The sequence below is a fragment of the Phreatobacter cathodiphilus genome, assembly GCF_003008515.1.
Lineage (GTDB): Bacteria > Pseudomonadota > Alphaproteobacteria > Rhizobiales > Phreatobacteraceae > Phreatobacter > Phreatobacter cathodiphilus.
Genome location: NZ_CP027668.1, coordinates 4129863 through 4155135, shown reverse-complemented (window position 1 = coordinate 4155135; position 25273 = coordinate 4129863). Strand labels below are relative to the sequence as shown.

General features: G+C 70.0%; 27 protein-coding genes. 11 read left to right on the top strand and 16 right to left on the bottom strand.

Annotated elements, in window-relative coordinates; all coding sequences use genetic code 11:
• Positions 1–5 precede the first annotated feature (5 nt).
• Entirely contained in the window at positions 6–611 is a 606-nt protein-coding gene (phaR, locus tag C6569_RS19955; protein ID WP_106750509.1) for a polyhydroxyalkanoate synthesis repressor PhaR, read from the bottom strand.
• Positions 612–845: 234 nt separating this feature from the next.
• On the opposite strand from phaR, the gene C6569_RS19950 reads away from it, so the two are divergent.
• Both C6569_RS19950 and phbB read left to right on the top strand, forming a co-directional pair.
• Complete coding sequence (locus tag C6569_RS19950; RefSeq protein WP_106750508.1) at positions 846–2021, top strand: acetyl-CoA C-acetyltransferase; 1176 nt, start codon at positions 846–848, stop codon at positions 2019–2021.
• A gap of 151 nt (positions 2022–2172) precedes the next feature.
• A complete protein-coding gene (gene phbB / locus C6569_RS19945; RefSeq protein WP_106750507.1) occupies positions 2173–2898 on the top strand; it encodes an acetoacetyl-CoA reductase in 726 nt (241 codons plus the stop codon).
• A gap of 54 nt (positions 2899–2952) precedes the next feature.
• Here phbB and C6569_RS19940 read toward each other — a convergent pair whose 3' ends face one another.
• The 4 genes from C6569_RS19940 to C6569_RS19925 form a co-directional block, all read right to left on the bottom strand.
• Positions 2953–3141: a Flp family type IVb pilin gene (locus tag C6569_RS19940; RefSeq protein ID WP_342750242.1), complete on the bottom strand. Its 189-nt coding sequence runs from the start codon at positions 3139–3141 to the stop codon at positions 2953–2955.
• A gap of 14 nt (positions 3142–3155) precedes the next feature.
• Positions 3156–3575: a (deoxy)nucleoside triphosphate pyrophosphohydrolase gene (locus C6569_RS19935; RefSeq protein ID WP_106750505.1), complete on the bottom strand. Its 420-nt coding sequence runs from the start codon at positions 3573–3575 to the stop codon at positions 3156–3158.
• A 63-nt stretch (positions 3576–3638) separates the two neighbouring features.
• The gene (argJ, locus tag C6569_RS19930; protein WP_106750504.1) at positions 3639–4889 is read right to left on the bottom strand and encodes a bifunctional glutamate N-acetyltransferase/amino-acid acetyltransferase ArgJ; all 1251 of its coding nucleotides are present in this window, start codon (positions 4887–4889) and stop codon (positions 3639–3641) included.
• A gap of 102 nt (positions 4890–4991) precedes the next feature.
• Positions 4992–7850, bottom strand: a complete 2859-nt coding sequence (locus C6569_RS19925) for a bifunctional diguanylate cyclase/phosphodiesterase (RefSeq protein WP_106750503.1) — start codon at positions 7848–7850, stop codon at positions 4992–4994.
• A 125-nt stretch (positions 7851–7975) separates the two neighbouring features.
• Here C6569_RS19925 and C6569_RS19920 point away from each other — a divergent pair, with 125 nt between their 5' ends.
• A complete protein-coding gene (locus C6569_RS19920; protein WP_245898171.1) occupies positions 7976–9220 on the top strand; it encodes an ABC transporter permease in 1245 nt (414 codons plus the stop codon).
• A 6-nt stretch (positions 9221–9226) separates the two neighbouring features.
• Here the strand turns inward: C6569_RS19920 and C6569_RS19915 are convergent, their stop codons facing one another.
• A complete protein-coding gene (locus tag C6569_RS19915; RefSeq protein WP_106750502.1) occupies positions 9227–10060 on the bottom strand; it encodes a YihY/virulence factor BrkB family protein in 834 nt (277 codons plus the stop codon).
• 102 nt (positions 10061–10162) lie between these two features.
• Here C6569_RS19915 and C6569_RS19910 point away from each other — a divergent pair, with 102 nt between their 5' ends.
• Complete coding sequence (locus C6569_RS19910) at positions 10163–11056, top strand: methyltransferase domain-containing protein (protein WP_245898170.1); 894 nt, start codon at positions 10163–10165, stop codon at positions 11054–11056.
• Positions 11057–11143: 87 nt separating this feature from the next.
• The gene (locus C6569_RS19905) at positions 11144–11647 is read left to right on the top strand and encodes an SRPBCC family protein (RefSeq protein WP_106750500.1); all 504 of its coding nucleotides are present in this window, start codon (positions 11144–11146) and stop codon (positions 11645–11647) included.
• Between the two features lie 130 nt (positions 11648–11777).
• Here the strand turns inward: C6569_RS19905 and C6569_RS19900 are convergent, their stop codons facing one another.
• The gene (locus C6569_RS19900; protein ID WP_106750499.1) at positions 11778–12200 is read right to left on the bottom strand and encodes a metallopeptidase family protein; all 423 of its coding nucleotides are present in this window, start codon (positions 12198–12200) and stop codon (positions 11778–11780) included.
• Entirely contained in the window at positions 12190–12441 is a 252-nt protein-coding gene (locus C6569_RS19895; protein ID WP_106750498.1) for a hypothetical protein, read from the bottom strand. Before C6569_RS19895 ends, C6569_RS19900 begins: the two co-directional genes overlap by 11 nt.
• Before the next feature lie 114 nt (positions 12442–12555).
• Between C6569_RS19895 and C6569_RS19890 the strand changes: the two genes are divergently transcribed.
• Positions 12556–12804, top strand: coding sequence for a hypothetical protein (locus C6569_RS19890; RefSeq protein ID WP_106750497.1), 249 nt, complete (start codon positions 12556–12558; stop codon positions 12802–12804).
• A gap of 4 nt (positions 12805–12808) precedes the next feature.
• On the opposite strand, the gene ftsY is transcribed toward C6569_RS19890, so the two are convergent.
• On the bottom strand, positions 12809–13933 hold the full coding sequence (gene ftsY, locus C6569_RS19885) for a signal recognition particle-docking protein FtsY (protein ID WP_106750496.1): 1125 nt from the start codon (positions 13931–13933) through the stop codon (positions 12809–12811).
• A 71-nt stretch (positions 13934–14004) separates the two neighbouring features.
• Here ftsY and C6569_RS19880 point away from each other — a divergent pair, with 71 nt between their 5' ends.
• Both C6569_RS19880 and C6569_RS19875 read left to right on the top strand, forming a co-directional pair.
• The gene (locus C6569_RS19880) at positions 14005–14715 is read left to right on the top strand and encodes an RluA family pseudouridine synthase (protein ID WP_106750495.1); all 711 of its coding nucleotides are present in this window, start codon (positions 14005–14007) and stop codon (positions 14713–14715) included.
• A 130-nt stretch (positions 14716–14845) separates the two neighbouring features.
• Positions 14846–16078 carry a phenylacetate--CoA ligase family protein gene (locus C6569_RS19875; RefSeq protein ID WP_106750494.1) on the top strand — a complete coding sequence of 411 codons (1233 nt, stop codon included), beginning with the start codon at positions 14846–14848 and terminating at the stop codon, positions 16076–16078.
• 18 nt (positions 16079–16096) lie between these two features.
• Here the strand turns inward: C6569_RS19875 and C6569_RS19870 are convergent, their stop codons facing one another.
• The 6 genes from C6569_RS19870 to C6569_RS19845 all read right to left on the bottom strand — a co-directional run bounded on the left by C6569_RS19870 (position 16097) and on the right by C6569_RS19845 (position 21252).
• The gene (locus C6569_RS19870; RefSeq protein WP_106750493.1) at positions 16097–16489 is read right to left on the bottom strand and encodes a hypothetical protein; all 393 of its coding nucleotides are present in this window, start codon (positions 16487–16489) and stop codon (positions 16097–16099) included.
• 105 nt (positions 16490–16594) lie between these two features.
• Positions 16595–17626, bottom strand: a complete 1032-nt coding sequence (gene hemH / locus C6569_RS19865) for a ferrochelatase (RefSeq protein ID WP_106750492.1) — start codon at positions 17624–17626, stop codon at positions 16595–16597.
• A gap of 104 nt (positions 17627–17730) precedes the next feature.
• Entirely contained in the window at positions 17731–18627 is an 897-nt protein-coding gene (locus C6569_RS19860) for a metal ABC transporter permease (protein ID WP_106750491.1), read from the bottom strand.
• Positions 18627–19523: a metal ABC transporter permease gene (locus C6569_RS19855; RefSeq protein ID WP_106750490.1), complete on the bottom strand. Its 897-nt coding sequence runs from the start codon at positions 19521–19523 to the stop codon at positions 18627–18629. Before C6569_RS19855 ends, C6569_RS19860 begins: the two co-directional genes overlap by 1 nt.
• Positions 19524–19526: 3 nt before the next feature.
• Complete coding sequence (locus C6569_RS19850) at positions 19527–20279, bottom strand: metal ABC transporter ATP-binding protein (protein ID WP_106751158.1); 753 nt, start codon at positions 20277–20279, stop codon at positions 19527–19529.
• A gap of 7 nt (positions 20280–20286) precedes the next feature.
• Positions 20287–21252 (bottom strand): metal ABC transporter solute-binding protein, Zn/Mn family, encoded by a 966-nt coding sequence (locus C6569_RS19845; RefSeq protein ID WP_181313827.1) that lies wholly within the window; start codon positions 21250–21252, stop codon positions 20287–20289.
• Between the two features lie 283 nt (positions 21253–21535).
• On the opposite strand from C6569_RS19845, the gene C6569_RS19840 reads away from it, so the two are divergent.
• Together C6569_RS19840 and C6569_RS19835 are read left to right on the top strand one after the other, a co-directional pair.
• A complete protein-coding gene (locus C6569_RS19840; protein ID WP_106750489.1) occupies positions 21536–22516 on the top strand; it encodes an SPFH domain-containing protein in 981 nt (326 codons plus the stop codon).
• 1 nt (position 22517) lies between these two features.
• Positions 22518–22967 (top strand): NfeD family protein, encoded by a 450-nt coding sequence (locus C6569_RS19835; protein WP_106750488.1) that lies wholly within the window; start codon positions 22518–22520, stop codon positions 22965–22967.
• Between the two features lie 4 nt (positions 22968–22971).
• Here the strand turns inward: C6569_RS19835 and C6569_RS19830 are convergent, their stop codons facing one another.
• Entirely contained in the window at positions 22972–23937 is a 966-nt protein-coding gene (locus C6569_RS19830) for a 2-hydroxyacid dehydrogenase (protein WP_106750487.1), read from the bottom strand.
• Between the two features lie 248 nt (positions 23938–24185).
• Here C6569_RS19830 and C6569_RS19825 point away from each other — a divergent pair, with 248 nt between their 5' ends.
• A complete protein-coding gene (locus C6569_RS19825; RefSeq protein WP_106750486.1) occupies positions 24186–25250 on the top strand; it encodes an ABC transporter ATP-binding protein in 1065 nt (354 codons plus the stop codon).
• The last annotated feature ends 23 nt before the right edge of the window (positions 25251–25273 follow it).

Sequence of the window (25273 nt, the reverse complement as noted above, 5' to 3'; positions counted from 1 at the left end):
CGCCGCTATTTCCGCGACAGGCTCTCGATCTTCTTCTGCATGGCGGAGAGCTGGTTCTTCAGCTCGTCGAGCTCGCCCGCAGCGGGCGCCGCCGCGGCGGCCGGAGCGGGTGCGGCCTCGGCGGCCGGCTTCGTTTCGCCACCGGCCTCGTCGTCGCGCCGGGCGAAGGGCGTGAACATGGTGAAGGCCTTCTCGAACAGGTCCATGTTGCGGCGGATGTGCTGTTCGAAGGGCGCCACCAGCGGATTGACGCCGATGGCGGAGGAGAGCTGCTGGCGCAGCCGGTCCTGCTCCTTGGACAGCGTGTCGATGGACAGCTCCAGATAGCGCGGCACGAGCAGCTGCATGGAATCGCCGTAGAAGCGGATGAGCTGGCGCAGGAACGACACCGGAAGGAGGTTCTGGCCGTCCTTGTTCTCCTGCTCGAAGATGATCTGGGTCAGCACGGAGCGGGTGATGTCGTCGCCGGACTTGGCGTCGTAGACGAGGAAGTCCTCGCCCGCCTTGACCATGGAGGCGAGGTCCTCGAGCGTCACGTAGGTCGAGGTGCCCGTATTGTAGAGACGCCGGTTCGCGTACTTCTTGATCGTGACCGGATCATTCTTAGCCATCGTTCCCCCTGGACCTACCCGCGGCGCTCTTCCCCCGACAGCGCCATGAGACCGTCACGATAGGGTGTTTTTGCAGGCGCTGCCACGGTTTTGTGCAGCGCGGCTCCCGGCCGCGTGACAACGCCCGGCTCATTGGCAATTCGGCGCGGTTGACAGTCACCGCGTGCCATAGACAAGGTCACCGGGAAGGTCGCCGCCGGTCGAGGCAGGCGCCAGCAAGCCCAGGAGGTTTTCATGTCCGAGGACGTCGTCATCGTCGGCGCAGCCCGCACGGCCGTCGGCTCGTTCAACGGGGCTCTCTCGTCGCTCCCCGCCCACGAACTGGGGGCCGTCGCCATCAAGGCGGCGCTCGAGCGCGCCAAGGTGAAGCCGGAGGAGGTGGACGAGGTCGTGTTCGGCCAGATCCTCACCGCCGGCGAGGGCCAGAACGCCGCCCGCCAGGCGGCGATGAAGGCCGGCATTCCCGCCGAGAAGACCGCCTGGGCGCTGAACCAGCTCTGCGGCTCGGGCCTTAGGACCGTGGCGGTGGGCATGCAGCAGATCGCCAACGGCGACGCCAGCATCATCGTCGCCGGCGGCCAGGAGAGCATGTCGATGGCCCCGCACGTGGCGCACCTGCGCACCGGCACCAAGATGGGCTCCATGGAGATGGTCGACACCATGCTCAAGGACGGCCTGATCGACGCCTTCCACGGCTATCACATGGGCGTCACCGCCGAGAACGTCGCCGAGAAGTGGCAGATCACCAAGGACGAGCAGGACCAGTTCGCCGTCGCCTCGCAGAACAAGGCGGAGGCGGCCAAGAAGGCCGGCCGCTTCAAGGACGAGATCGTCCCGGTGACGATCAGCACCCGCAAGGGCGACATCGTGGTGGACACGGACGAGTACATTCGCGACGGCGCCAGCATCGAAGCGATGGGCAAGCTGAAGCCGGCCTTCAAGAAGGACGGCACGGTGACCGCCGGCAACGCCTCGGGCATCAACGACGGCGCCGCCGCCATCGTGCTGATGACCCGGTCGGAGGCCGAGAAGCGCGGCCTGAAGCCGCTCGCCACCATCCGCTCCTGGGCGACCGCCGGCGTCGATCCGGCCATCATGGGCACCGGCCCCATCCCGGCCTCGCGCAAGGCGCTGGAGAAGGCGGGCTGGACCGTGAAGGACCTCGACCTGATCGAGGCGAACGAAGCCTTCGCCGCCCAGGCCATCGCGGTGAACAAGGACATGGGCTGGGACACCGACAAGGTGAACGTCAACGGCGGCGCCATCGCCATCGGCCACCCGATCGGCGCCTCCGGCGCCCGCGTCCTCGTGACGCTGCTGCACGAAATGGCCCGTCGCGACGCCAAGAAGGGCCTTGCCACCCTCTGCATCGGCGGCGGCATGGGCGTCGCCATGTGCGTGGAGCGCTGAGCGCGACGCGCTCCGATCTTGGCCGGGGGCGCACACCGCCTCCGGCAAGTTCTTCATCTCCCCCCCGATGAAGTGATGCTACAACCCGTCCGACAAAGGCCGGGATCAACGAATCGTCTATCCAAGGGAACGCCAGCGAGGGAGTTCATTCATGGCGAGAGTGGCATTGGTCACGGGAGGCACCCGCGGCATCGGGGCGGCGATCTCGCGGGCCTTGAAGGAGGCCGGCTACCAGGTCGCGGCCAATTATGCCGGCAACGACGAGGCGGCGGCCAAGTTCAAGGCGGAAACCGGCATACCGGTCTACAAATGGTCCGTCGCAGACCACGAGGCCTGCGCCGCCGGCATCAAAGAGGTCGAGGCCGATCTCGGGCCGGTCGACGTGCTGGTGAACAATGCCGGCATCACCCGCGACGGCATGTTCCACAAGATGACGCTTCAGCAGTGGCGGGAGGTGATCGACACCAACCTCACCGGCGTCTTCAACATGACCCATCCGGTGTGGAACGGCATGCGCGAGCGCAAGTTCGGCCGCGTCATCACCATCTCGTCGATCAACGGCCAAAAGGGCCAGGCGGGCCAGGTCAATTATTCCGCGGCCAAGGCCGGCGACATCGGCTTCACCAAGGCCCTCGCCCAGGAAGGCGCGCGGGCCGGCATCACGGTGAACGCCATCTGCCCCGGCTATATCGGCACGGAAATGGTGGCGGCGATCGACCCCGAGGTGCTGAAGACGCGCATCCTCCCGCAGATCCCGGTGGGTCGTCTCGGCGAGCCCGAGGAGATCGCCCGGGCGGTGGTCTTCCTGGCCTCCGACGAGGGCGGCTTCATCACCGGCTCGACGCTGACCATCAACGGCGGCCAGTACGTCGCCTGAGGCCTCCGGCAGGACCGGCATCGGCGCGGCCCGCCGCGGCGATGCCGTGCCGCCTTACTGGAAGGCGCCGGTGATCTTGGCGTAGAGCGTGTTCTGGACGGTGTCGCCGAGGGCGTAGACCGCGAGGATGACGGCGCCGGCGATGCCGCTGGCGATCAGCGAATATTCGATGGCCGTGGCGCCCGCCTCGTTGGCGCCGAACCGCCCCGTGAGGCGCGTCATCTGCCGAAACCTGCGAGCCATCCTGGCCTCTCCTCTCAGTCGCGTGCCTCACCGAGCAGTTCGGTGAGGAAGGGGATCAGGGGTTCGTCGGCCGCCGGCATGGCATAATCCCGCAACCGGCCCGGTTTCACCCATGCAAGCCTCTGACCCTCGAGGCTTCGGACGCTCCCCTCCCACCTCCGGCAGACCCACAGCGGCATGAACAGCTGGAAGGTCTCGTAGGCGTGGCTGGCGAAGGTCAGGGGCGCGAGGCAGGGTTCCTGGACGTGGATTCCGAGCTCCTCGCGAAGCTCGCGGATCAGCGTCTCCTCCGGCCGCTCGCCCGGCTCGACCTTGCCGCCGGGGAATTCCCAAAGACCCGCCAGAGGCTTGCCGGCGGGCCGCTCCGCCAGGAGGACCCGGTTGTCCGGATCGACCAGGGCGCAGGCGGCGACGAAAACCAGCCTCGAGGTCATTGCTGTTCCCGTTCTAGCCGACAGAAGTTAACGTTTGCGGTGTTCAATAGGAGAGCGGAGCGGTCAGGAGCGATAATCGCCGTTGATGGCGACGTAGTCCTTGGTCAGGTCGCAGGTCATGACGCGCGCCGTGCCGCGGCCGAGGCCGAGATCGGCGGTGACCGTGATCACATCCTTCTTCATCACGGCGCTGGCCGCCGCCTCATCATAGGCGGGGTCCCGCTCGCCTTCGTGGGCGACGCGGATGTCGCCGAAGGAAATCGACAGGCGGTCGCGCTCCGCCGGTTCGCCCGCCTTGCCGACCGCCATGACGACGCGGCCCCAGTTGGCGTCCTCGCCGGCGATGGCGGTCTTCACCAGCGGCGAGTCGGCGATCGACTTGGCGACGCGGAAGGCGGAGGCGTTGGAGACGGCGCCCTTGACCACGACGTGGACGAGCTTGCGGGCCCCCTCGCCGTCACGGGCGACCTGCTCGGCGAGGTCGGCGAGGACCGCCTGCAACGCCTTGCGGAAGCCGGCGAGGCGACGGTCTGCGGCCTCGGCGATGCGCGGCGCGCCACGGGCCGCGGCGGCGCCGGTGGCGAAGAGCATCAGCGTGTCCGAGGTGGAGGTGTCGCTGTCGACCGTCACCGTGTTGAAGGTGGTCTTCACCCCCTTCGACAGCAGGGCCTGGAGGGCGGGCGCGTCGATCGGCGCGTCGGTGAAGACGAAGGACAGCATGGTCGCCATGTCCGGCGCGATCATGCCGGCGCCCTTGGCCATGCCGTTGATGGTGACCGTGACGCCGCCGAGGCTGGCGGTGGCGGTGGCGACCTTCGGAAAGGTGTCGGTGGTCATGATGGCCTTGGCCGCGTCCAGCCAGCCATCGGCCTTGCCGGCGGCGAAGGTCCCGTCGAGCACTGCGTCGTATTTGGTGGCGTCGAGCGGCTCGCCGATGACGCCGGTGGAGGCGAGGAAGACCTCGGACTGTCTGCAGCCTGCCGCCTTGGCGGCGATCTTCGCGGTCAGCGCCACGGCCTCGCGGCCCTTCTTGCCGGTGAAGGCGTTGGCATTGCCGGAATTGACCACCAGGGCGCGGGCGCGGCCGCCGGCGAGGTTGGCGCGGCACCAGTCGACCGGGGCGGAGGGGCATTTGGAGCGGGTGAAGACGCCGGCGACCGTCGTGCCTTCGGCGAGGCCCACCGCCAGCACGTCGGTGCGGCCCTTGTAGCGGATACCGGCCTCGGCTGTGGCGAGGGTCACGCCGTCGATCGGCGGCAGGACCGGCACAGTCTTCGGTGCGAGGGGGGAGACGGGAGGCACGAATTTGGCCATGGCGATCCTCGGAACTGCCGCTTGGAGGTTCAGGTCGGCCCTGCCCTTAGCCCAAGCTCCGCCCCACGGGAAGGTGGGCGGAACGCATGGATCACCTCAGGGTCATGCGCGGACGGGAGCGGGCCGCGCGAAGCCGTCCATCTGCAGGACGTTGCCACCGGCGAAGCGTGCGAAGACGGCGGGAAGCTCGTCCATCGGCACCGGGCGCCCGAACAGATAGCCCTGCGCCTCGATGCAGCGCTCCTCGCGCAGATAGGCGAGCTGCTCCTGGTTCTCGACGCCCTCGGCGGTGCTGATGATGCCGAGGCTGTCGCACATGCCGGTCACCGCCCGGATGATGGCGCTGCTCTCCTTGGTGCCGGCGAGGTGTTTGACGAAGGAACGGTCGATCTTGACCTTGTCGAAGGGGAAGGTGCGCAGGTAGCCGAGCGAGGAATAGCCGGTGCCGAAATCGTCCATGGCGATGGAGCAACCGGTGAGCTTGAGGCGCAGGAGCGCGTTCTTGGCGGCCTCGACATTGTGCATCAGCGCGCTCTCGGTGATCTCGAGCTCGAGACGAGAGGGGGCGAGGCCCGTGCTCTTCAGCGTGGCCGCGACGAGATCGGGGAAGGTGCTGTCGGCGAGCTGGCGCGGAGAGACGTTGACGGCGACCTTGACCGGCCGCGGCCAGAGCGCCGCATCGGCGCAGGCGCGTTCCAGCACCCAGCGGCCGAGCGGGGCGATGAGGCCGATCTCCTCGGCGAGGCCGATGAAGTCCCCCGGCGGCACCATGCCGCGCTCCGGATGGCGCCAGCGCACCAGCGCCTCGAAGCCGGCGAGGGCGCCCGTCGCGACGGAGACGATCGGCTGGTAGTGCAGCAGGAACTGGCCCTGGTCGACGGCCGCGCGGAGGTCGCGCTCCATCCGCAGGCGAAGCTGCATGGAGGCGTCCATGGCCTGTTCGAAGAAGGCGAAGCGGCCGCGGCCATCGTGCTTGGCGCGGTCGAGGGCGATGTCGGCATTGCGCAGGACCGCATCCGGCCCCTCCGCGTCCGGCAGGGCGATGCCGACGCTGACCGTCAGCTCGACGGCGTGGTCGGCCACCGCCATGGGCGCCGCCAGGGCACAGATAATGGCCTGGGCGAGCGAGGAGACCGCCTCGGGCTGCGGGCCGGCGACCTGGATGACGGCGAATTCATCGCCGCCGATCCGGGCGAGGACGTCGCCGGGCTGGACGCAGGCCTTCAGCCGCGCGGTGACGGCGACCAGCACGGCGTCGCCGACCGCGTGGCCGAGCGTGTCGTTGACCCATTTGAAGCGGTCGAGGTCGATGCAGAGGACGGCGACCTGCCGGCACAGGGCGGGGTCGTCGCAGACGGCGCGCAGGCGCTCCTGGAAGAAGAGGCGGTTCCCGAGGCCGGTCATGGCGTCGTGATGGGCGAGGTAGGCAAGGCGGGTCTGGGCCTCGCGGCGGGCATGCACGTCCTCGATGACGCCGATCCACTCCTCGCCCGAGCCGTCGTCGGCCTCCACCTTGGCGCCGCGCGAGCGGACCCAGTGCCAGGTGCCGTCGGCGAGGCGGACGCGGTACTCGACGTCGTAATGGTCACTCGACCGCTGGGCCTCCTGCCACGTCGCCCGGACCACCGGCGCATCGTCGGGATGCAGGTTGTCGTACCAGGAGGCGTCGAAGGCGGCCCAGGACGAATCGAAGGCGGGGGTCCTGCCGGTGAGCACGTCCCAGCCGGTGGCGGTGACCCGGCCGGCGGTGTCGCGCCGCCAGATGACGAGGGCCCCCGTACCGGCGAGGATGCGGTAGCGCTTCTCGCTCTGGGCGAGGCTGCGGGCGACGAGCGCCTGCGCCTCCGCACGCGCGCGCAAGGCCCGCTCCGACCCTTCCAAGCTGCGGCGGAGGTCCTCGAACTCGGCGATGCCGGATGGCGCCGCGGCGGCGGCCGGCACCGTGTCGTCGCCGGCCGCGACCTGGCGGGCCCGTCCCACCAGGGACTGGACCGGCGTGAGGACCGTCTTGCCGATCCAGGCAGCGGCGAACAGCCCGAGCAGCAGGGCGAGGGCGGCGGCCACGGCGAGATCGATCAGTGGCGCGCGCGTGCGCGCATGGAAGGCGCTGAGCGGCTCCCCCACCGCCAGGACCCAGTCGGGCGTGCCCTTGAGGGTCTGGAAGGCGAGGAAGACCGGCCGGCCCTCGATGCTCGTGGCCTGCAGGCTGCCGGCGCGGGATCCCGTGGCCCTGAGCTTGTCGAAATCGGGCACCGGCTTGCCGATCGAGGCCTGGCCGTCGCGCGAGCGGGCGACGAAGCGGCCCTGTCCATCCACGACGGCCACCAGCAACCCGGAACCGGCTTCGGGCCGCTGGAGAGCCTGGACCAGACGCTCCGGCGGAATAACCAGCGCGGCGAAGCGGATGCTCGCCTCGTCGAAGGCGACGAGGGCGACGAAGGCGATGCGCGGCGCGTTCGTGCCGGGATCGACGAAGACGTTCGACAGGGCCGGCTGGCCGGTGCGGAAAGCCCGCCGCAGCGAGTCGAGCGGGATGCCCTGAGGCGACAGGCCCTCGCCTCCGGGAATGCCGGTGTAGGTGGCGAAGAACTCCTCGACCAACCGGCCGCCGATCTGCAGGTCGGCGGCATCGGCCCAGGGATCGACCGCGCCGGGCGTGGAGACGACGTGCGGCACGCGGACCAGTACGTTGAGGAGCGTCGCCCCGCCCTCGAGTTCGCTCTCGGCGGCGCGGGCGAGCGTCCGGGCAGTGTCGAGCAGCCGCGCTTCCGAGGCGGCCTCGAAGGCTCGCCCGGCATGGAGCAGCGTGAGCGCCGCCGCCGCGATCATGGGCACGAGGGCGACCAGAACGAGGCCGGCGAGATACCAGTTCAGGCCGAAACGGGCTCGGCCGACCACCATCGGCGCAGATCCGCCGGTGTCCGTGCCGCCCGCCAGGGCCTCTGAGTCGCGCTTCGTCATCAGTTTCGGATTACCGCCAAAACCTTACGAACAGGAAAACACACGTCGATTCCGTCTATTAATATTCCGCAACGTCATGTCGAATGACAGGCATTTCACGTGTGCCGCGCAACCGGTCTGCTATCATGGCCGCCATGTCGATGATGGAAGCCATCCGCGAGGCCCTGTCCGCCCTGCGCGCCCACAAGCTGCGCTCGGCCCTGACCATGCTCGGCATGGTGATCGGCGTCGCGGCGGTCATCGCCATGGTGGCCATCGGCGGCGGCGCCCGCGACCGCGTGCTGGCGCAGGTCCAGTCGCTCGGCGCCAACCTGTTCATCGTCCTGCCCGGCAACGTTACCCAGGGCGGCGTGCGCCTCGGGCTCGGCGCCTCCTCCTCGCTGACGGAAGACGACGCCCGCGCCATCGAGGCGGAGGTTCCCGGCGTCCAGATTACCGCGCCCAACAGCCGCACGCGCACCCAGGTGGTCGCCGGCGGCAACAACTGGTTCACGGAGGTGGTGGGCGTCGACCTCGGCTGGTTCGAGGCGCGCGAATGGTCCATCGCCTCCGGCCGGCTGTTCGAACCGGAGGAGACCGCGCGCGGCGGCCAGGTGGTGATCCTCGGCCAGACGGTGGCGCGCAACCTGTTCGGCGAGGGCGTCGACCCGATCGGCGAGACGGTCCGCATCCGCGCCGTGCCCTTCACCGTCATCGGCGTGATGGAGACCAAGGGCCAGTCGATGATGGGCCAGGACCAGGACGACACCAGCTTCGTGCCGCTGCCGACCATCCGCCAGAGGCTCGTCGGCGTGAACCGCGCCAATGCCCGCTCCGTCGGCGTCATCCACGTCAAGATCCGCGACGGCGAGAGCATGGCGCAGGCCGAGGACGACATGCGCCAGCTCCTGCGTCAGCGGCACCGCCTCCAGCCGGGCCAGGAGGACGATTTCCAAATCCGCAACCTCACCGAGATCGCCAATACGGCGGCGGGCGCCGCCACAACCCTGTCGCTGCTGCTCGCTGCGGTGGCGGCCATCTCGCTGGCGGTGGGCGGCATCGGCATCATGAACATCATGCTGGTCAGCGTCACAGAGCGCACGCGCGAGATCGGCCTGAGGCTCGCCGTCGGCGCCCGCCGCCGCGACGTCATGCGGCAGTTCCTGATCGAGGCGACCTCGCTCGCCGCCATCGGCGGCATCATCGGCATCCTCACCGGGCTCGCCGCCGCCTTCGCCGTCTCGGCGCGGTTCGGCTGGCCGCTGCTGGTGGAGCCGCAGTCGATCGTCGGCGCCGTGCTGTTCTCCGGCCTCGTCGGCGTCTTCTTCGGCTGGTATCCGGCCAAGCGCGCCAGCCTGCTCGACCCGATCACGGCGCTGCGGACGGTCTGACGCCGCTCAGACGATGCGGCCGTTGGCCCGCCAGATCGCCGCGTTGAGCTCGCCGCCGAGCACGAAGATGGCGGCGGAATAATAGAGGAACACCAGCGCCACCATGACCGATGCGAGGCCGGCATAGGTGTTCACGTAGTTCTGCGCGAAACTCGCCAGATAGGTGCCGAAGAGGGTGCCGGCGACGAGCCAGAGCACCAGGGTGATGACGATGCCCGGCAGCACGTCGCGGAAGCGCCGGCGCCCGGCCGGCAAGAACAGGTGCACCACGGTCAGAGCGATGATGATGACCAGGGAAGCCGCGGTGACCCGCAGGAACAGCACGATCCAGCCGAGCGGCGCCAGGCCCGGCACGACGCGCACGGCGGTGGCCCAGATCAACGGACCGAGCACGACGAGGATCGCCGCGATCAGCAGGGCCACGGCGCCGATCAGCACGTAGGCGATGGATTCCAGGCGGCAGACATACCACCAGCGCGTCTCGCGCACCTCGTAGGCGCGGTTGAGCGAGGTTCGCAGCGCCTCGACACCGTTGGAGGCGAAATAGACGGCGAGCAGGGCGCCGATGGTCAGGAGGTCGGTGCGGGTCGTGGTGACGACGGTCTCGATCTCCTGGGCGATGGGTTTCGCCACCACCTCCGGCCAGGCCTCGAGGAGAATGCGGGTGACCTCGTCGCTATAGGGCCGCGCGCCGGTGAAGCTCGCCAGGGCGGTGACGAGGATCAGGAAGGGAAAGAGCGACATCAACCCGTTGAGGGCGATGTGGCTGGCGGTGGCCCAGCCGTCATTCGCCAGGAACCGGTCCAGAGCGTCCCAGCTCGTGTTCCATGCCTTCGACATCGGTGATCCTTCTGCTGCGGACGATCTTTCGCGGCAATGCGGGGCAAGGGCAAGGCGAGGCGCGGATTTGACGCAGCATGGCCCAGCCACCATATGGCGCCGATGACACAGCAGCATTTCGACCAGCAACTCGTCGGACGGCGCCGGGTTCGCGCCGCACGGGGCGAGCCGGCGGATTTCCTGCTGGCCCAGGTGGCGGAGGACCTCGCCGACCGGCTGGCGCTGGTGCAGCGCAGCTTCACCGCCATCGCCGACGTCGCAACGCCGACCGACGCGCTACGAGAGGCGATCGCCGGCCGCGGATGGCCCCTGCCGCTCGCCGCCGAGCCGGTCGAAAGCCTCGCCCGCCGCCGCGCGGCACCCGTGGTGGTGGCGCCGGCCGACGCCCTGCCCTTCCGCGACCAGAGCCTCGACCTCGCCGTCTCGGCCCTCGGGCTGCAATTCGTCGACGACCTGCCGGGCGTTTTCGCTCAAGTGCGCCGGGCGCTGAAGCCGGACGGGCTGTTCCTCGCGGCGATGCTCGGCGGCGACACGCTGACCGAGCTGCGCCAGGCCTTCGCGGCGGCCGAGAGCGAGATCGACGGCGGCCTGTCACCGCGGGTCGCGCCCTTCGCCGACGTGCGCGACGTCGGCGGGCTGCTGCAACGGGCCGGCTTCGCCCTTCCCGTCACCGATTCGGACCGGCTGACCGTGCGCTACGGCGACGTCTTCGCGCTGATGCGCGACCTGCGCGCCATGGGCGCCACCAATCCGCTCGCCGGCCGGCGGCGGGTGCCGCTCCGGCGGGCGACCCTGCTGCGAATGGCGGAGGTCTATCACGAACGTTTCGCCGATCCGGACGGGCGTATCCGCGCCACCTTCCAGGTCGTGACGCTGTCCGGCTGGGCGCCGCACGAGAGCCAGCAGAAGCCGCTCCGGCCGGGCTCGGCCAAGGCGCGGCTCGCCGATGCGCTGAAGGCCATCGAACTGCCCACAGGCGAGAAGCCCGGCGGCTGAGCGGCCCGGCGGAAGACGGGCTCGACAGGCCCTGCCCGCGGGCCCTAGTCTCCGCTCCCGAATTCGCCCCAATCGAAGGCCTCTCCCATGGACATGACCGGCACGCAGCGCATCGAAGCCCCGCGCGAGGTGGTGTGGGCGGCGCTGAACGACCCCGACGTGCTGCGCCAGTGCATTCCCGGCTGCCAGAGCATGGAGCGCACCGGCGACAACGGCTTTTCCGCCAAGGCGGTGCTGAAGATCGGCCCGGTCAAGGCGAGCTTCTCCGGCAGCGTGACGCTCTCCGACATCGACCCGCCCAACGGCTACACCATCTCCGGCGAGGGCAATGGCGGCGTCGCCGGCATGGCCAAGGGCGGCGCCACGGTGAAGCTCACCGAGGAGAGCGAGGGCGTGACGCTGCTCACCTACGACGTGAAGAGCCAGATTTCCGGCAAGATCGCCCAGCTCGGCTCGCGCCTCATCGACGCCACCGCCAAGAAGCTGGCGGGCGAGTTCTTCGAGAGCTTCTCCAAGGTCGTCGCCCCGCCCGCCCCCGGCGAGGAGATGCCGGAGGAGAAGAAGAAGTGGTGGAAGTTCGGCAAGGGCTGACGGGCGCTCGCCAGCCTTCACCCGGCGCGTCGCGCCCTCTCACAGTGCCGCGCCTCCACCCGTCATGCCCGGCCTCGTCCCGGCCATGACGGAAGCGGTGGTGCGACGACGGAAAGCTCTACGGCCCCCCTCACTCCCCGCGCTTCTCGATCGCCTCCATGTCGTCGTCCGACAGGCCGAAATGGTGGCCGATCTCGTGGATCAGCACATGGGCGACGACGGCGCCGAGCGTCTCGTCGTGCTCGGCCCAGTAGTCGAGGATCGGCCGGCGGTAGAGCCAGATCATGTTGGGCATGGCGCCGGAATGCTGCACCGACTGGAAGGGCATGCCGGTGCCCTGGAAGAGGCCGAGCAGGTCGAAGTCGCTCTCGGCCTCCATCTCCTTCAGCACCTCCTCGGTGGGGAAATCCTCGACGCGGATGACGAGGCTCTTGCAGAGGGCGCGGAAATCCTCCGGCAGCCCGGCATAGGCGGTCGCGGCGATGGCCTCGAAGGCCTCGAGGTCCGGCGCCTTGAGGGCGGCGAGGGCGGCGACGGCGTCTTCAGCGGGCATAGGTCATCACCAGATAGATCACGCAGCCGATGCCGACGGCGATGGCGAGGCCCCGGCCGATGCGCTTGCCCCAGATCTCCGCGGGATCGTCGGATTCGCCGCGGGCCGACAGGAAGTCACCGCTGCGGCGGAGCGCGGAATCGAGGATGGGGGCGGAATCGCGGTGGGCGCGGTCGAGGATGCGGCGGGCTTCCTCCTGCCGCCTGGCGTCGTCCTCGGGTCGGTTGCCGTGCGTGCTCATGGCGACGGTTCTAGCCGATTGCGCGAACGGCGGCATCCGGCAGGCGCGTCGCAGGCGGAAACGGATTGGTGACTCTGTTCCGGCATGATCGCCCGGCGTATCCGGAGTATCGCCATGTCGCGCAGCCTGCCGTCCCCGATCCCCTTCGCGCTCGCCATCGGCGCCATCGCCCTCCTCGCGCCGGCCACGCCCGTCCAGGCAAGCGCGTTCTGGGGCGGCTGGTTCACCGGCGACAGGCCGGTGGTCTACCGCCCGATCGTGACGCCGCGCACCTATTACTTCGCGCCGGCCGGAACGGTCGAGGTCGCGCCCGCGCCGCGGCACCGCCATCACGGCCGCCACCCGCATCATCGGCGCCCCTGAGGCCTCAGCCCTCGTCGAGACCGACGATGGCGCGGGCGAAATCCTGCGCCGCGAAGGGCTCGAGGTCATCGATCCCCTCGCCCACCCCGATGAAATGGACCGGCAGGCCGGTCTTCGCCGCCACGGCGACGAGGATGCCGCCGCGGGCGGTGCCGTCGAGCTTGGTCATGACGAGGCCGGTGACGCCCGCCGTGCGGGCGAAGGCGTCGACCTGGGTCAGGGCGTTCTGACCGGTCGTCGCGTCGAGCACCAGCAGCACGGCATGGGGCGCGGCGGCATCGACCTTGCGGATGACGCGCACGACCTTTTCCAGCTCCGCCATTAGCTCAGCCTTGTTCTGCAGGCGGCCGGCGGTGTCGAGGATGACCACGTCGGTGCCGGCCTCCTGCGCCTGTTTCACCGTGTCGAAGGCGAGGCCCGCCGCGTCTGATCCCTGCGGCCGGGTGACGACGGGGGCGCCGGTGCGCTCGCCCCAGACCTTGAGCTGCTCGATGGCGGCGGCGCGGAAGGTGTCGCCGGCGCCGAGCAGGACGGAGCGGCCCTCGGTGCGGAACTTGGCGGCGAGCTTGCCGATGGTGGTCGTCTTGCCGGCGCCGTTGACGCCGACCACCATGATCACGAAGGGCCTGGTAGCGCTCTCGACCACCAGCGGCCGGGCGACGGGGGCGAGAACGGCCTCGATCTCGCCGGCGAGGACGGCGCGGACCTCATCCGGCGCGATGTCCTTGCCGAAGCGGCCCTTGGACAGGGCGCCGGCGATGCGGGCGGCGGTCTCGACGCCGAGGTCGGCCTGGATCAGCAGGTCCTCCAGCTCCTCCAGCGTCGCATGGTCGAGCTTGCGCTTGGTGAAGAGATCGGTGACGCCGGTGCCGAGCTTCGAGGAGGTGCGCGACAGCCCCTCGGTGAGGCGACGCCACCAGCTCTTCGGCTCGGCCGGGGCAGGGGATGCGCTTTCGGCGGGCGGAGCGGGCTCGGGGATCGCGACTTCGGCCGGCGCAGGCGCCACCGGCTCGTCCTGTCCGAACAGCCGCTTGAAGAAACCGGGACGTTTCGGCTCGTCGGGCTTCGGCTGATCGGACATCGGCACGGGATCTCGCTGGCGGCGGGGTGACGGGGGCGTCCCCGGCATTTAGGCCGGATGGCGGGCCGTGGCTAGGGCGCGGGCTGGCGGGCGAGAGGTGTCCGCACTATGGATGCGCGATGACCGCGCCGTCCTCCCACCCCGTTCCCGACGATCCGCTCGGCCTCATCCCGCGCCTGCTGCACCGCGACGCCAGCGTGCTGATCCTGAACAAGCCGGCGGGTCTGCCGGTGCACAAGGGGCCGGGCGGCGGCGAGACTCTCGCCGACCATCTCGACGTGCTGCGCTTCGGCCTGCCGCGGGCGCCCGAACTCGCCCACCGGCTCGACAAGGACACGGCCGGCTGCCTGGTGCTCGGCCGCCACCGGCGGGCGCTGGAGCGCCTCGGGCTGATGTTCAAGCGCGGCGAGGTGACGAAGACCTACTGGGCCGTGGTGGAAGGCGACCCGGCGGAGGAGGCCGGGGAGATCGCGATTCCCATGGGCCCTCGGGACCCCAAGCGCGGCTGGTGGATGAAGGCCGACCCCAAGGGCCAGCCGGCGCTGACGCGCTTCCGGGTTCTGGGACGGGGCGAGGGACGGACGTGGCTCGCCCTGGAGCCGGTCACCGGCCGCACCCACCAGCTCAGGCTGCACTGCGCCGAGAGCGGCTTTCCCATCCTCGGCGACACCATCTACGGCTCGGCGCCGCGGCGCGGCGGGCCGGGCCTGCACCTGCTGGCGCGTTCCGTCGTCGTTCCCTTCGATCCGAAGCGGGCGGCCATCGCCGCCGAGGCGCCGCCGCCGGAGGCCATGGGGCCGGCGCTGAAAGCCTGCGGCTGGGCGGGCTGACGGGATGGCTGTTCCATCCTACCTCCCTTTCATCGAGCGGGCTTTCCAGCGCGTCCGTGTTCCTTCGGATCAAGGGCGGACTTGGCGCGGCTGCGCCCAGGTCCGATAATCGCTCCCGAGGGAGACCATCATGGCTGGCCATTACGACAAGCGCGAAACGCGCGACGAAGGCGTCCGCGAGAAGGACCTGATGAAGCGCCTGCCGCAGGTTCTCACCGCGGCCATGAAGGTGCCGGCCTGGCGGCGGCACCTCGGCAAGATCGATCCGCGCAGCATCACGACGCGCGCGGCGCTCGCCGACCTGCCGATCCAGCGCAAGTCGGACCTGCCGAGCCTGCAGAAGGCGGCGCTGCCCTTCGGCGGCTTCGTGCCGGGCAAGCCCAGCGCCTTCGGGCGGCTGTTCATGTCGCCGGGGCCGATCTTCGAACCGGAGGCGATCGGCCACGACGTCTGGCGGGTCGGGCGGGCCATGACGGCCGCCGGGTTCAAGCGCGGCGACATCGTGCTGAACACGCTGTCCTACCACCTCACCCCCGGCGCCTGGTGCTTCGATTCCGGGGCGCGGGCGGTGGGCTGCGCGGTGATCCCGGCCGGGCCGGGCAACACCGAGGCGCAGCTCGACCTCATCGAGGCCTACCGTCCCAGCGCCTATGCCGGCGTGCCGGATTTCCTGAAGATCCTGCTGGACGCGGCGAAGGAGAAGGGCCGCGACGCCTCCTCCATCAAGCGCGCGCTGGTGGGCGGAGCGGCCTTTCCGGCCTCGCTGCAGAAGGAGATCGCCTCCCGCGGCGTCGACGCCTACCAGACCTATGCCATCGCCGAATGCGGCGTCATCGCCTACGAGACCGAGGCGCGCGAGGGGCTGGTGCTCAACGAGGACATCATCCTGGAGATCGTCCGCCCCGGCACCGGCGATCCCGTCGCGCCCGGCGAGGTGGGCGAGGTGGTCATCACCGTGCTCGACCCGCACCACCCGCTGATCCGCTTCGCGGTGGGCGACCTCACGGCGATCCTGCCCGGGGCTTCGCCCTGCGGGCGCACCAACACCCGCATCAAGGGCTGGATGGGCCGCGCCGACCAGACCGCCAAGGTCAAGGGCATGTTCGTGCGGCCCGAACAGGTGGCGGAGGTGGTGAAGCGCCATCCCGAGATCGCCAAGGCGCGGCTGGTCGTGGTGCGCAACGGCGAAACCGACGCCATGACGCTGAAGGTGGAGTCGCGAACGCGCTCGCCGGAATTCGTCCACGCGGTCGGCGAGAGCGTGCAGGCGATCCTCAAGCTCAAGGGGCAGGTCGAGCCGGTGAAGCCCGGCTCGCTGCCCAATGACGGCAAGGTCATCGAGGACGTGCGCCCGGTGGGGTGAGGCGCCGCCCCCGTCCTCTCAGCGGAACAGGGCCGCGTAGCGGTCCCGATAGGCCCAGACCAGCATCAGGCCGGTGACGACGAGGATTCCCGCCACGGGCAGGCCCTGCGGGTTGAGGACGGCGTGGAACAGAACGATCGTCGCCATGACCGGGGCGATCAGCGCGAGGCCGAAGGCCGGCGCCACGTTGAAGATCAGCGACAGGCCGCCGATGAGGTTGATCACCTTCAGGAAGGGCCAGAAGAAGCCCGACATCTGCAGCCCCTGCTCGAAGAGGCGGCCCTCCGGCGAGACCGGCGGGTGGATCAGGTGGTTGCCGGTCGCCATGGCCCAGAAGCCGTCGACGGCGCTGACGAGGAACAGGAGACCGAGAATGGTGCGGGGGGCGTGAACGAAGAGAAGGGTGGCCATGAGGACCTCTGAAAAGGACAGGAGCGCGACGGGGCGCGGAAGCGCCGCTGTCTCAGCCCATCCTGTTTCGGTCACACGTCGCCGCACCCTCGAAAATGTTGCGTATCAGACCCAGCCCTTCAGCTCGCGCTCGACCACGGTGGTGATCACCTTCATGCCGAGGTCCGACTCGTTGAGGCAGGGGATGTATGTGAACTTCTCGCCGCCATGCGCCTCGAAGATGTGGCGGTTCTCGCCGTCGAGTTCCTCCAGCGTCTCCAGGCAGTCGGCGGAGAAGGCCGGGGCGATGATGGCGAGCCTCTTCACGCCGCGTTTCGCCAGGGCCTCGACGGTCTCGTCGGTATAGGGCTTCAGCCACTCGTCCGGACCGAAGCGCGACTGGAAGCTCATCATCATCTGCTCGGGCGAGTAGCCCAGCTCCTCGCGCAGCAGGCGCCAGGTCTTGGCGCACTGGCAATGATAGGGATCGCCCTTCAGCAGGTACTCCTTCGGCATGCCGTGGAATGAGGTGAGGATCACCTCCGGCTCGAAGTCGAGGGTCGCGAGATGGTTGCGCACCGACTGCGCGAGGGCGGAGATATAAGCCGGCTCGTCGTGATAGGGCGGCGCGATGCGCAGCGTCGGCTGCCAGCGCATCTCCATCAGGGCGCGGAACACGTGGTCGTTGGCGGTCGCCGTGGTGGCGGCGGCATATTGCGGATAGAGCGAGAAGGCGAGGATGCGGTCGCAGCCCTCGGCCATCAGCCGCTCGATGGCCGGCTTGATGGCGGGATTGCCGTAGCGCATGGCCCATTCGACGTGGATGTCGGGGCTGACGCCGGCGAGATGGGCGGCAAGCTTCTCCGCCTGGTTGCGGGTGATGGTCTTGAGGAAGCTCTCGTCCTTCTCGGTGTTCCAGATCGTCGCGTAGTCCTTGCCCTTCTTCTGGGGCCGCGTCTGCAGGATGATCAGGTTGAGGATCGGCCACCAGATGGCGCGCGAAGTCTCGATGACCCGGCGGTCGGAGAGGAACTCCTTGAGGTAGCGGCGCATGGACCAGTAGTCGGTGCCGTCGGGCGTGCCGAGGTTCATCAGCAGCACGCCGATCTTGCCGGTCTTCACGGGGACGTGGCCGGCGGGAAGCTTCATCTCGCGCATGGGAACTCGCGGGTGGGAATGTCTCGCTGGGGCGGGTGATACGCCTGAACGGGCGAGGTTGGAAGCAGTTACGCGGCCGCAGCGCCGATGGATTTGCGCCGGGGTCAGGCGCGCCCGCGCATCGCCGCCGTCGCGACCAGAGCCAGGCCCGCCATGGCGCCGATGGTTCCCGCCGCGTTGAGGGCCAATGCCGAGCCGAACAGGCGCGGCCCGAGCACCGCCGCCGCGTAGCCGACGAAGACGGTGCCGAGGGCGATGGCCGCCGACAGCGCCATCTGCTGTGGCAGGCGCGTGGTCAGAAGGCGCGCGGTGGCGGCCGGGCAGACGATCATGGCCACCGCCAGCACGACCCCGACCGACTTGAAGGCTGCCGTGCAGGCGAGCGCCGTGGCGGTGAGAAGCGCCGCCTCGAGGAGCCCCACGGGCAGGCCGCTCGCCCGGGCGAAGACCGGATCGAAGGCGAGGAGGGCGAACTCCTTGCGGAAGGCGCCGAGGATGGCGACGACGAGGACCAGCACGATGGCGAGCTCGAAGACCACCTGCGGCAGGTCCATGAGCGACCGGAGGAGGCTCGCCTGTGCGCCGGGATCCCGCCCGATCCAGATGAGGCCCTCCAGATAGCCGGTGACGACGTGGTGGATGTCGAAGCCGGTGCGCGACAGGCCGGACCATTCCAGCACCAGGATGCCGAAGGCGAAGAAGGTGGTGAAGACGACCCCGAGCGCCGTGCCCGGCTCGACCCGCCCGAGGCGGATGAGGAGAGCGACGAGGCCCGAGGCGGCGAAGGCCGCAGCGAGGCCGCCGGCGAGGACGACGAGGCTTCCCGCGAGGCCGGTGACCGCGACGGCGACGACGACGCCGGGAACGACGGCATGGCTGAGCGCGTCCGCCGCCATGGCGCGGCGGGTAAGGACGAGGAGGTTGCCGACGAGGGCGCAGGCGAGCGCCGAGAGGCTGGCGGCGAGCAGCGGCACGAAGTCCACGGTCCAGAACTCGGCCATCAGCCGCGCCCCCCGAGAAGGCCCCGCGCCCGCCCGAAGAGGAGGCTGAGCGTGAAGAGGCAAGCGGCGACGAGCACGATGGCCGGGCCGGTCGGCGTATCCGCCAGCACCGCCGAGAGCGCCGCGCCGGAGAATGCGGAGACCGCTCCGAGGAGGGCTGCGACGGCGACGACGGTGCCGGCGCGGTCGGACCAGAAGCGGGCGGCGGCGGGCGGGATCACCACCAGCGCGACGGCGAGGACGAAGCCCGCGATGGGCAGGGCGGCGACCACGACGACGGCGCAGACGAGGGCGACGAGCCCGTCGAGCCGCGCCACCGGCAAGCCCACCGTGGCGGCGAAATCGGGATCGAAGGCGACGGCGGAGAACTCCTTCAGCAGCAGGGCGACGACCGCGAGGACCAGGACGGCGAGGCCCGCCATCATCTGCGCCTCGGCGGGCAACATGCCGGCCGCCGAGCCGAAGAGCAGGCTCTCGAGCCCCGCCTGGCGGCCGACGGCGAGCGTCTGCACGACCGACATGAGAGCGAGGCCGAGGCCGAAGCCGGCGGCGAGGACCGCGGCGGTGGCGGTGTCGTGGCCGACGCGGGACCGGCGGCCGAGCCATTCGATGGCGGCGAGCGAGAGAAGCGCGGCGAAGCCCGCGCCGCCCATGAGCCAGCCGGCCTCGCGCGGGGCGCGGCCGAGGAGGGCGGCAAGGAGGAAGGCGGCGGCGATGCCCGGCAGGGTGCCGTGGGCGACGGCGTCGGAGACGAGGGCGCGGCGGCGCAGCATGGCGAAGGTGCCGGCGGCTCCGGCGGCACAGCCGAGGGCGGCCGCACCCAGCATGACCACCGTCGTGTTGAAGCCGGCCTGGAAGGTGGCGACGGCGAGAAGGTCGGAGAGGACCTGGGCCATTCCTCAGACCGCCAGCGGCACGCCATAGGCGCGGGCGAGGTTCTGCGGGGTGAAGGCCTCGGCGACGGGCCCTGCCGCGATGACCGTCTTGTTCAGCACCAGGACCTCGGCGAAGCGCTCGGCGACCGTGCCGAGATCGTGGTGGACGCAGACGACGAGGCGGCCGTCGCGGTCGAGATCGTCGAAGACGTCGAGGATGATGCGCTCGGAGGCTGCGTCGACACCGGCCAGCGGCTCGTCGAGGAAGAGGATCGCGGCGTTGCGGGCGAGGCCCCGGGCGAGGAAGGCGCGCTGCTGCTGGCCGCCGGACATCTGGCCGATCTGGCGGGAGGCGAGATCGGCGAGGCCGACGCGGTCGAGCAGAGCGAGGGCGCGCTCGCGGCGGGCGCGGCCATAGCCGCGGAACCAGCCGGGTTCGCGCACCATGCCCTGCAGCACCACGTCGAGAGCGGTGGCGGGAAAGTCCCAGTCGACCGTGGCGCGCTGCGGCACATAGGCGGTGGCGTCGCGCATGGCGTCGACCGGCTCACCACCGATGGTGACGCGTCCGGTGGAGGGCACGAGGCCGAGAACGGCCTTGATGAGGGTGGATTTGCCCGCCCCGTTCGGGCCGACGATGGCGGCGAGGCCCGAGGCGGGAGCCGTCCAGCTCACGTCGACGAGCACCGGCACGCCGCGATAGGCGACCGACAGTCCCTCGATCGCCAGGCGACCGACGGCGGGGGCGAGGGCCTCGGGGGGCGTGGGGGCGAGCATGTCCACGTCAGCCCGTCAGCCGGCCGGACATGCCCTTTTCGGGGGCGGTGCCGCCGAGCGCCCGGGCCATGGTCGTGACGTTGTGGTCGATCATGCCGATATAGGTGCCCTCATAGGTCCCCGGCTTGCCCATGGCGTCGGAGAAGAGCTCGCCGCCGACGGCGACCCGGTGACCGCGGCGGGCGGCGCCCTCGATCACGGCGCGGATGTTGCGGTCGGAGACCGAACTCTCGACGAAGATCGCGGGAATGCGGCGCTGGACCACCAGGTCCACGGTCGCCTCGATGGCCTTGAGGCCGGCCTCGCTCTCGGTGGAGAGGCCCTGGATGCCGTGGACCTCGAAGCCGTAGGCGCGGGCGAGATAGCCGAAGGCGTCGTGGGCGGTGACGAGGACGCGGCGCTCGGCGGCGATGGAGCCGAGGACCTGGCCGGCATAGGTGCCGAGCGCCTCGAGCCGCGCCAGGACCGGCGCGAGATCGGGCGCGATGCGGCTGCGGCCGGGAAGGTCGAGGGCGGCGAGCGCCTCGGACACGGCGCGCACGACCACGGCCCAGAGCGTGGGATCCATCCAGACGTGGGGATCGGGCTTGTCGGCGACCTCGGCATCCTTGAGCAGCCGGTCGCGGGCGATGGCCTCGGCGGCGAGGACCGGCGCCCGGCGGCGGGCGAGCTGGACGAAGGTCTCGCGGAACTGCGCCTCGAGGCCGAGGCCGTGGGCGACGACGAGATCGGCCTGGGTCAGCTTGACGATGTCGGCGCGGGTCGGCCGGTAGAGATGGGGATCGACGCCCTCGCCCATCAGCGCCTCCACCGCCACCTGCTCGCCGGCCAGCATGCGCACGGCATCGGCCAGCATGGCGGTGGTGGTGACGATCACCGGGCGGCGCGGCGCCTGGGCCAGGCCGGCGGTCGGCATCACGGCCGCCGCGGCGGCGGCGGCGAGAAGGGTACGGCGGCTCAGGTCCTCGATCATCGCGTCACCTGGTCTTGGGGCCGGCAAATCTGCTGTTGCAAATCATTTGCAATAAAGTGAAGGCCGCGGGCGCTGCTGTCAAGACAGTTGCAAAACATTCGCAACAAGGCGGACCGGGCGAAACACCGCACCCGTCCCGCCGCCACGGCCATGCAATATGACGGTGGTTCCCTCGACCCGTCGTGATAGGCCTTGAGCCCGCCGGCGCCGGTTCGACGGCCGCGCCCCGCCCGCCCGGGCGCCGACCGTCCGCACCGGGCCCAGTCCGCAACGGAGAGACATCATGTTCCCATTCGCCGGCAGCGACATCGCGCTGATCGCCGTCGCCCTCGTCGTGATCCTGTTCCTCTTCGCCGCCATCAAGACGGTGCCGCAGGGCTATCAATGGACGGTGGAGCGCTTCGGCCGCTACGTGCGGACGCTGCATCCGGGGCTGAGGCTGATCATCCCCTTCATCGACCGGATCGGCCACCGGGTGAACGTGATGGAGCAGATGCTCGACGTGCCGAGCCAGGAGGTGATCACCAAGGACAACGCCAAGGTGACCGTCGACGGCGTGCTGTTCTTCCAGGTGCTGGACGCGGCGCGCTCCTCCTACGAGATCACGCGGCTCGAATTGTCGCTGATGAACCTCGCCATGACCAATATCCGCACCGTCATGGGCTCGATGGACCTCGACGCATTGCTCTCCAACCGCGACACGATCAACGAGAGCCTGCTGCGCGTCGTCGACCAGGCGGCCTCGCCCTGGGGCATCAAGGTGAACCGCATCGAGATCAAGGACATCGCGCCGCCGGCCGACCTCGTCGCCGCCATGGGCCGGCAGATGAAGGCCGAGCGCGAGAAGCGCGCCGTGATCCTCGAGGCCGAGGGCCAGCGGCAGTCGGAAATCCTGCGCGCCGAGGGCGAGAAGCAGTCGCAGATCCTGGAGGCCGAGGGCCGCCGCGAGGCCGCCTTCCGCGACGCCGAGGCGCGCGAGCGTCAGGCGGAGGCGGAAGCCAAGGCTACCGAGATGCTCTCGGCCGCCATCGCCGGGGGCAACGCCCTGTCGGTGAACTATTTCATCGCCGAGAAATATCTGAAGGCGCTGGAAGCCCTCGCCATGTCGCCGAACCAGAAGACGCTGATCCTGCCCGTCGAGGCGACGCAGATCCTCGGCTCGCTGTCGGGCATCGGCGAGATCGCCAAGGCCGCCTTCGGACCCGACGGGCCGGCGCCGCGCCCGCCGGGCCGCGGCGGCAGCGTGCCGAGCGCGGGGGGCTGAGATGATCGTCGCAACCCTCGCCTCCTGGGGCGCCTGGAGCTGGATCGCCTTCGCCGCCGTGCTGATGGCGCTGGAGATCCTGGCGCCGGGCTATTTCCTCATCTGGCTCGGCGCCGCCGCCGCGCTCACCGGCGCGGTCTTCCTCGTCCTGCCGGGACCCTGGCAGATCCAGCTCGCCGTCTTCGCGGCGCTGTCGCTCATCTGCCTGTTCGGCTGGGTGCGGGTGACGCGGGCGAGCAACGGCACGACCAGCGACAAGCCCGACCTCAACCGCCGGATGGAGGCGATGGTGGGCCGGGAGTTCACGCTGGAGGAACCGATCCAGGCGGGACGCGGCCGCGTGCGCGTCGCCGACTCGGTCTGGCTGGTGACCGGGCCCGACCTTGCGGCCGGGGCCCGTGTGCGCGTCACGGATTTCGAGGGCGCCGTCCTCAAGGTGGAGGCGGCCTGACGGGTCACATCCTCGGCGGCCAGGGCGTCTCGGCGACGGGGGTGAGCGGGCCCTTGCCGTCGGCCCAGGAGACGAGGTTGTCGACGACGAGCTGGGCCATGGCGTTGCGGGTGTAGACCGACGCCGAGCCGACATGCGGGAAGAGGACCACGTGGTCCATGGCGACGAGCTCGGCCGGCACCCGCGGCTCGTCCTCGAACACGTCGAGGCCGGCGGAGAGGATGGTCTTCGCCTTCAGCGCCTCGACCAGCGCCGCCTCGTCGACGACCGAGCCGCGGCCGACGTTGATGAGGACGCCGTCGGGACCCAGCGCCTCCAGCACCTCGCGGTTGACGATCTTGTTGGTGGCCGCGCCGCCGGGCGCCACGATCAGCAGCACGTTCACGTCGCGCGCCATCTCCACCAGCGAGGCATAGTAGCGGTAGGGCACGTCCTTCTGCTCGGAACGACCGTGATAGACGATCGGCACGTTGAAGGCCTCCAGACGCCGGGCGACGGCCTTGCCGATGCGGCCGAGGCCGAGGATGCCGACCTTGCGGTCGCGCAGCGTGCCGGTGAGCGGATAGGGCTTCTCCAGCCACTTGCCGGCGCGCAGGTAGCGGTCCGTCTGCGGCAGCTGGCGCATGGTGCAGAGCAGGAGGCCGAGGGCGGTGTCGGCAACCTCCTCGTTGAGCACGTCGGGCGTGTTGGTCACGACGATGCCGTTCTGCCCGGCCCAGGCGGCGTCCACATGGTCGTAGCCGACGCCGAAGGAGGAGACGATCTTCAGGCCCGGAAAGCGCCCCATCAGGGCCGGATCGCAGGGCACGTGGCTGCCCGAGGCGAAGGCCACGACGCTCGGCGCGAGCTGGCGCAGGAAGGCCTCCTTGTCGGCCGCCTCCCACAGCTTGTGGACCGTGAACCGCTGGGCGATCTGGTCCTGGATGGTCTGCATCATGGGTCCGGTCATGAGCAGGTCTGGCTTCGTCATTGGTCGTCTCCCTCGGGCCCGCCTCATGCGGTTAATCGATCAAGAGCAGCGCGAGTCCGCTGTTTTCAACCGATTGAATTTCAACCGTGCCGAGCCGTGATCACACTTGATTTCCGATTTTCGCATGCCACACTGGCCGCCGAACAAGCCTCATGCCGCACCGGTACCCCACGGGACCGGATCGCAGAGCCCAGGTCAAGGGCCGGTGGCAGGAGGCAGGGTCCAGGTGGCCCACGGGAGGAATGTGAATGGCATCCGTCGACATCCGCGACGTGCGCAAGTCTTTCGGCTCGACCGCAATCATCCACGGCGTCTCCGTTCCCATCGCGGACGGCGAGTTCGTCGTGCTGGTGGGGCCGTCCGGCTGCGGCAAATCCACGCTGCTGCGCATGATCGCGGGGCTGGAGAACATCACCGGCGGCGAGATCGCCATCGGCGACCGCGTGGTGAACAACGTCCCGCCGAAGGAGCGGGACATCGCCATGGTGTTCCAGAACTACGCGCTCTATCCGCACATGACCGTGGCGGCGAACATGGGCTTCTCGCTGAAGCTGAGGAACGCCGACCAGAGCGAGATCGACGCCAAGGTGAAGCGCGCGGCGGAGATCCTCAACCTCGGCGCCCTGCTCGACCGCTTCCCGCGGCAGCTCTCCGGCGGCCAGCGCCAGCGCGTCGCCATGGGCCGCGCCATCGTCCGCGACCCCCAGGTCTTCCTCTTCGACGAGCCTCTGTCGAACCTCGACGCCAAGCTGCGCGTGGCCATGCGCACCGAGATCAAGGAGCTGCACCAGCGGCTGAAGACGACCACGGTCTACGTGACCCACGACCAGATCGAGGCCATGACCATGGCCGACAAGATCGTCGTCATGCATGACGGGATCGTCGAGCAGATGGGCGCGCCGCTCGATCTCTACGACAACCCCATCAACCTCTTCGTCGCCGGCTTCATCGGGTCGCCCGCCATGAACTTCCTGCGCGGCAAGATCGACGGGCAGAGCTTCGTGCTGGAGGGTGGCGCCCGCCTGCCGCTCGGCACGGCGCCGGCCGCCTCGGCCGGCACGCCGGCCATCTACGGCATCCGACCCGAACATTTCCTCATCGACAACGAAGCCGGGGCGGAAGCCGAGGTGGTCGTGGTCGAGCCGACGGGGTCGGAGATCCAGGTGGTGGCGCGGCTCGACGGCCAGGAGGTCATCGCCGTGTTCCGCGAGCGCCACGACTTCCGGCCCGGCGACAAGATCCGCCTCGCCACCGACCGGCGGGTGACGCATCTGTTCGACGCGCAGAGCGGCAAGACGCTGGCGCGTCACTGATACCGGGCGACGCCCGATCCAAC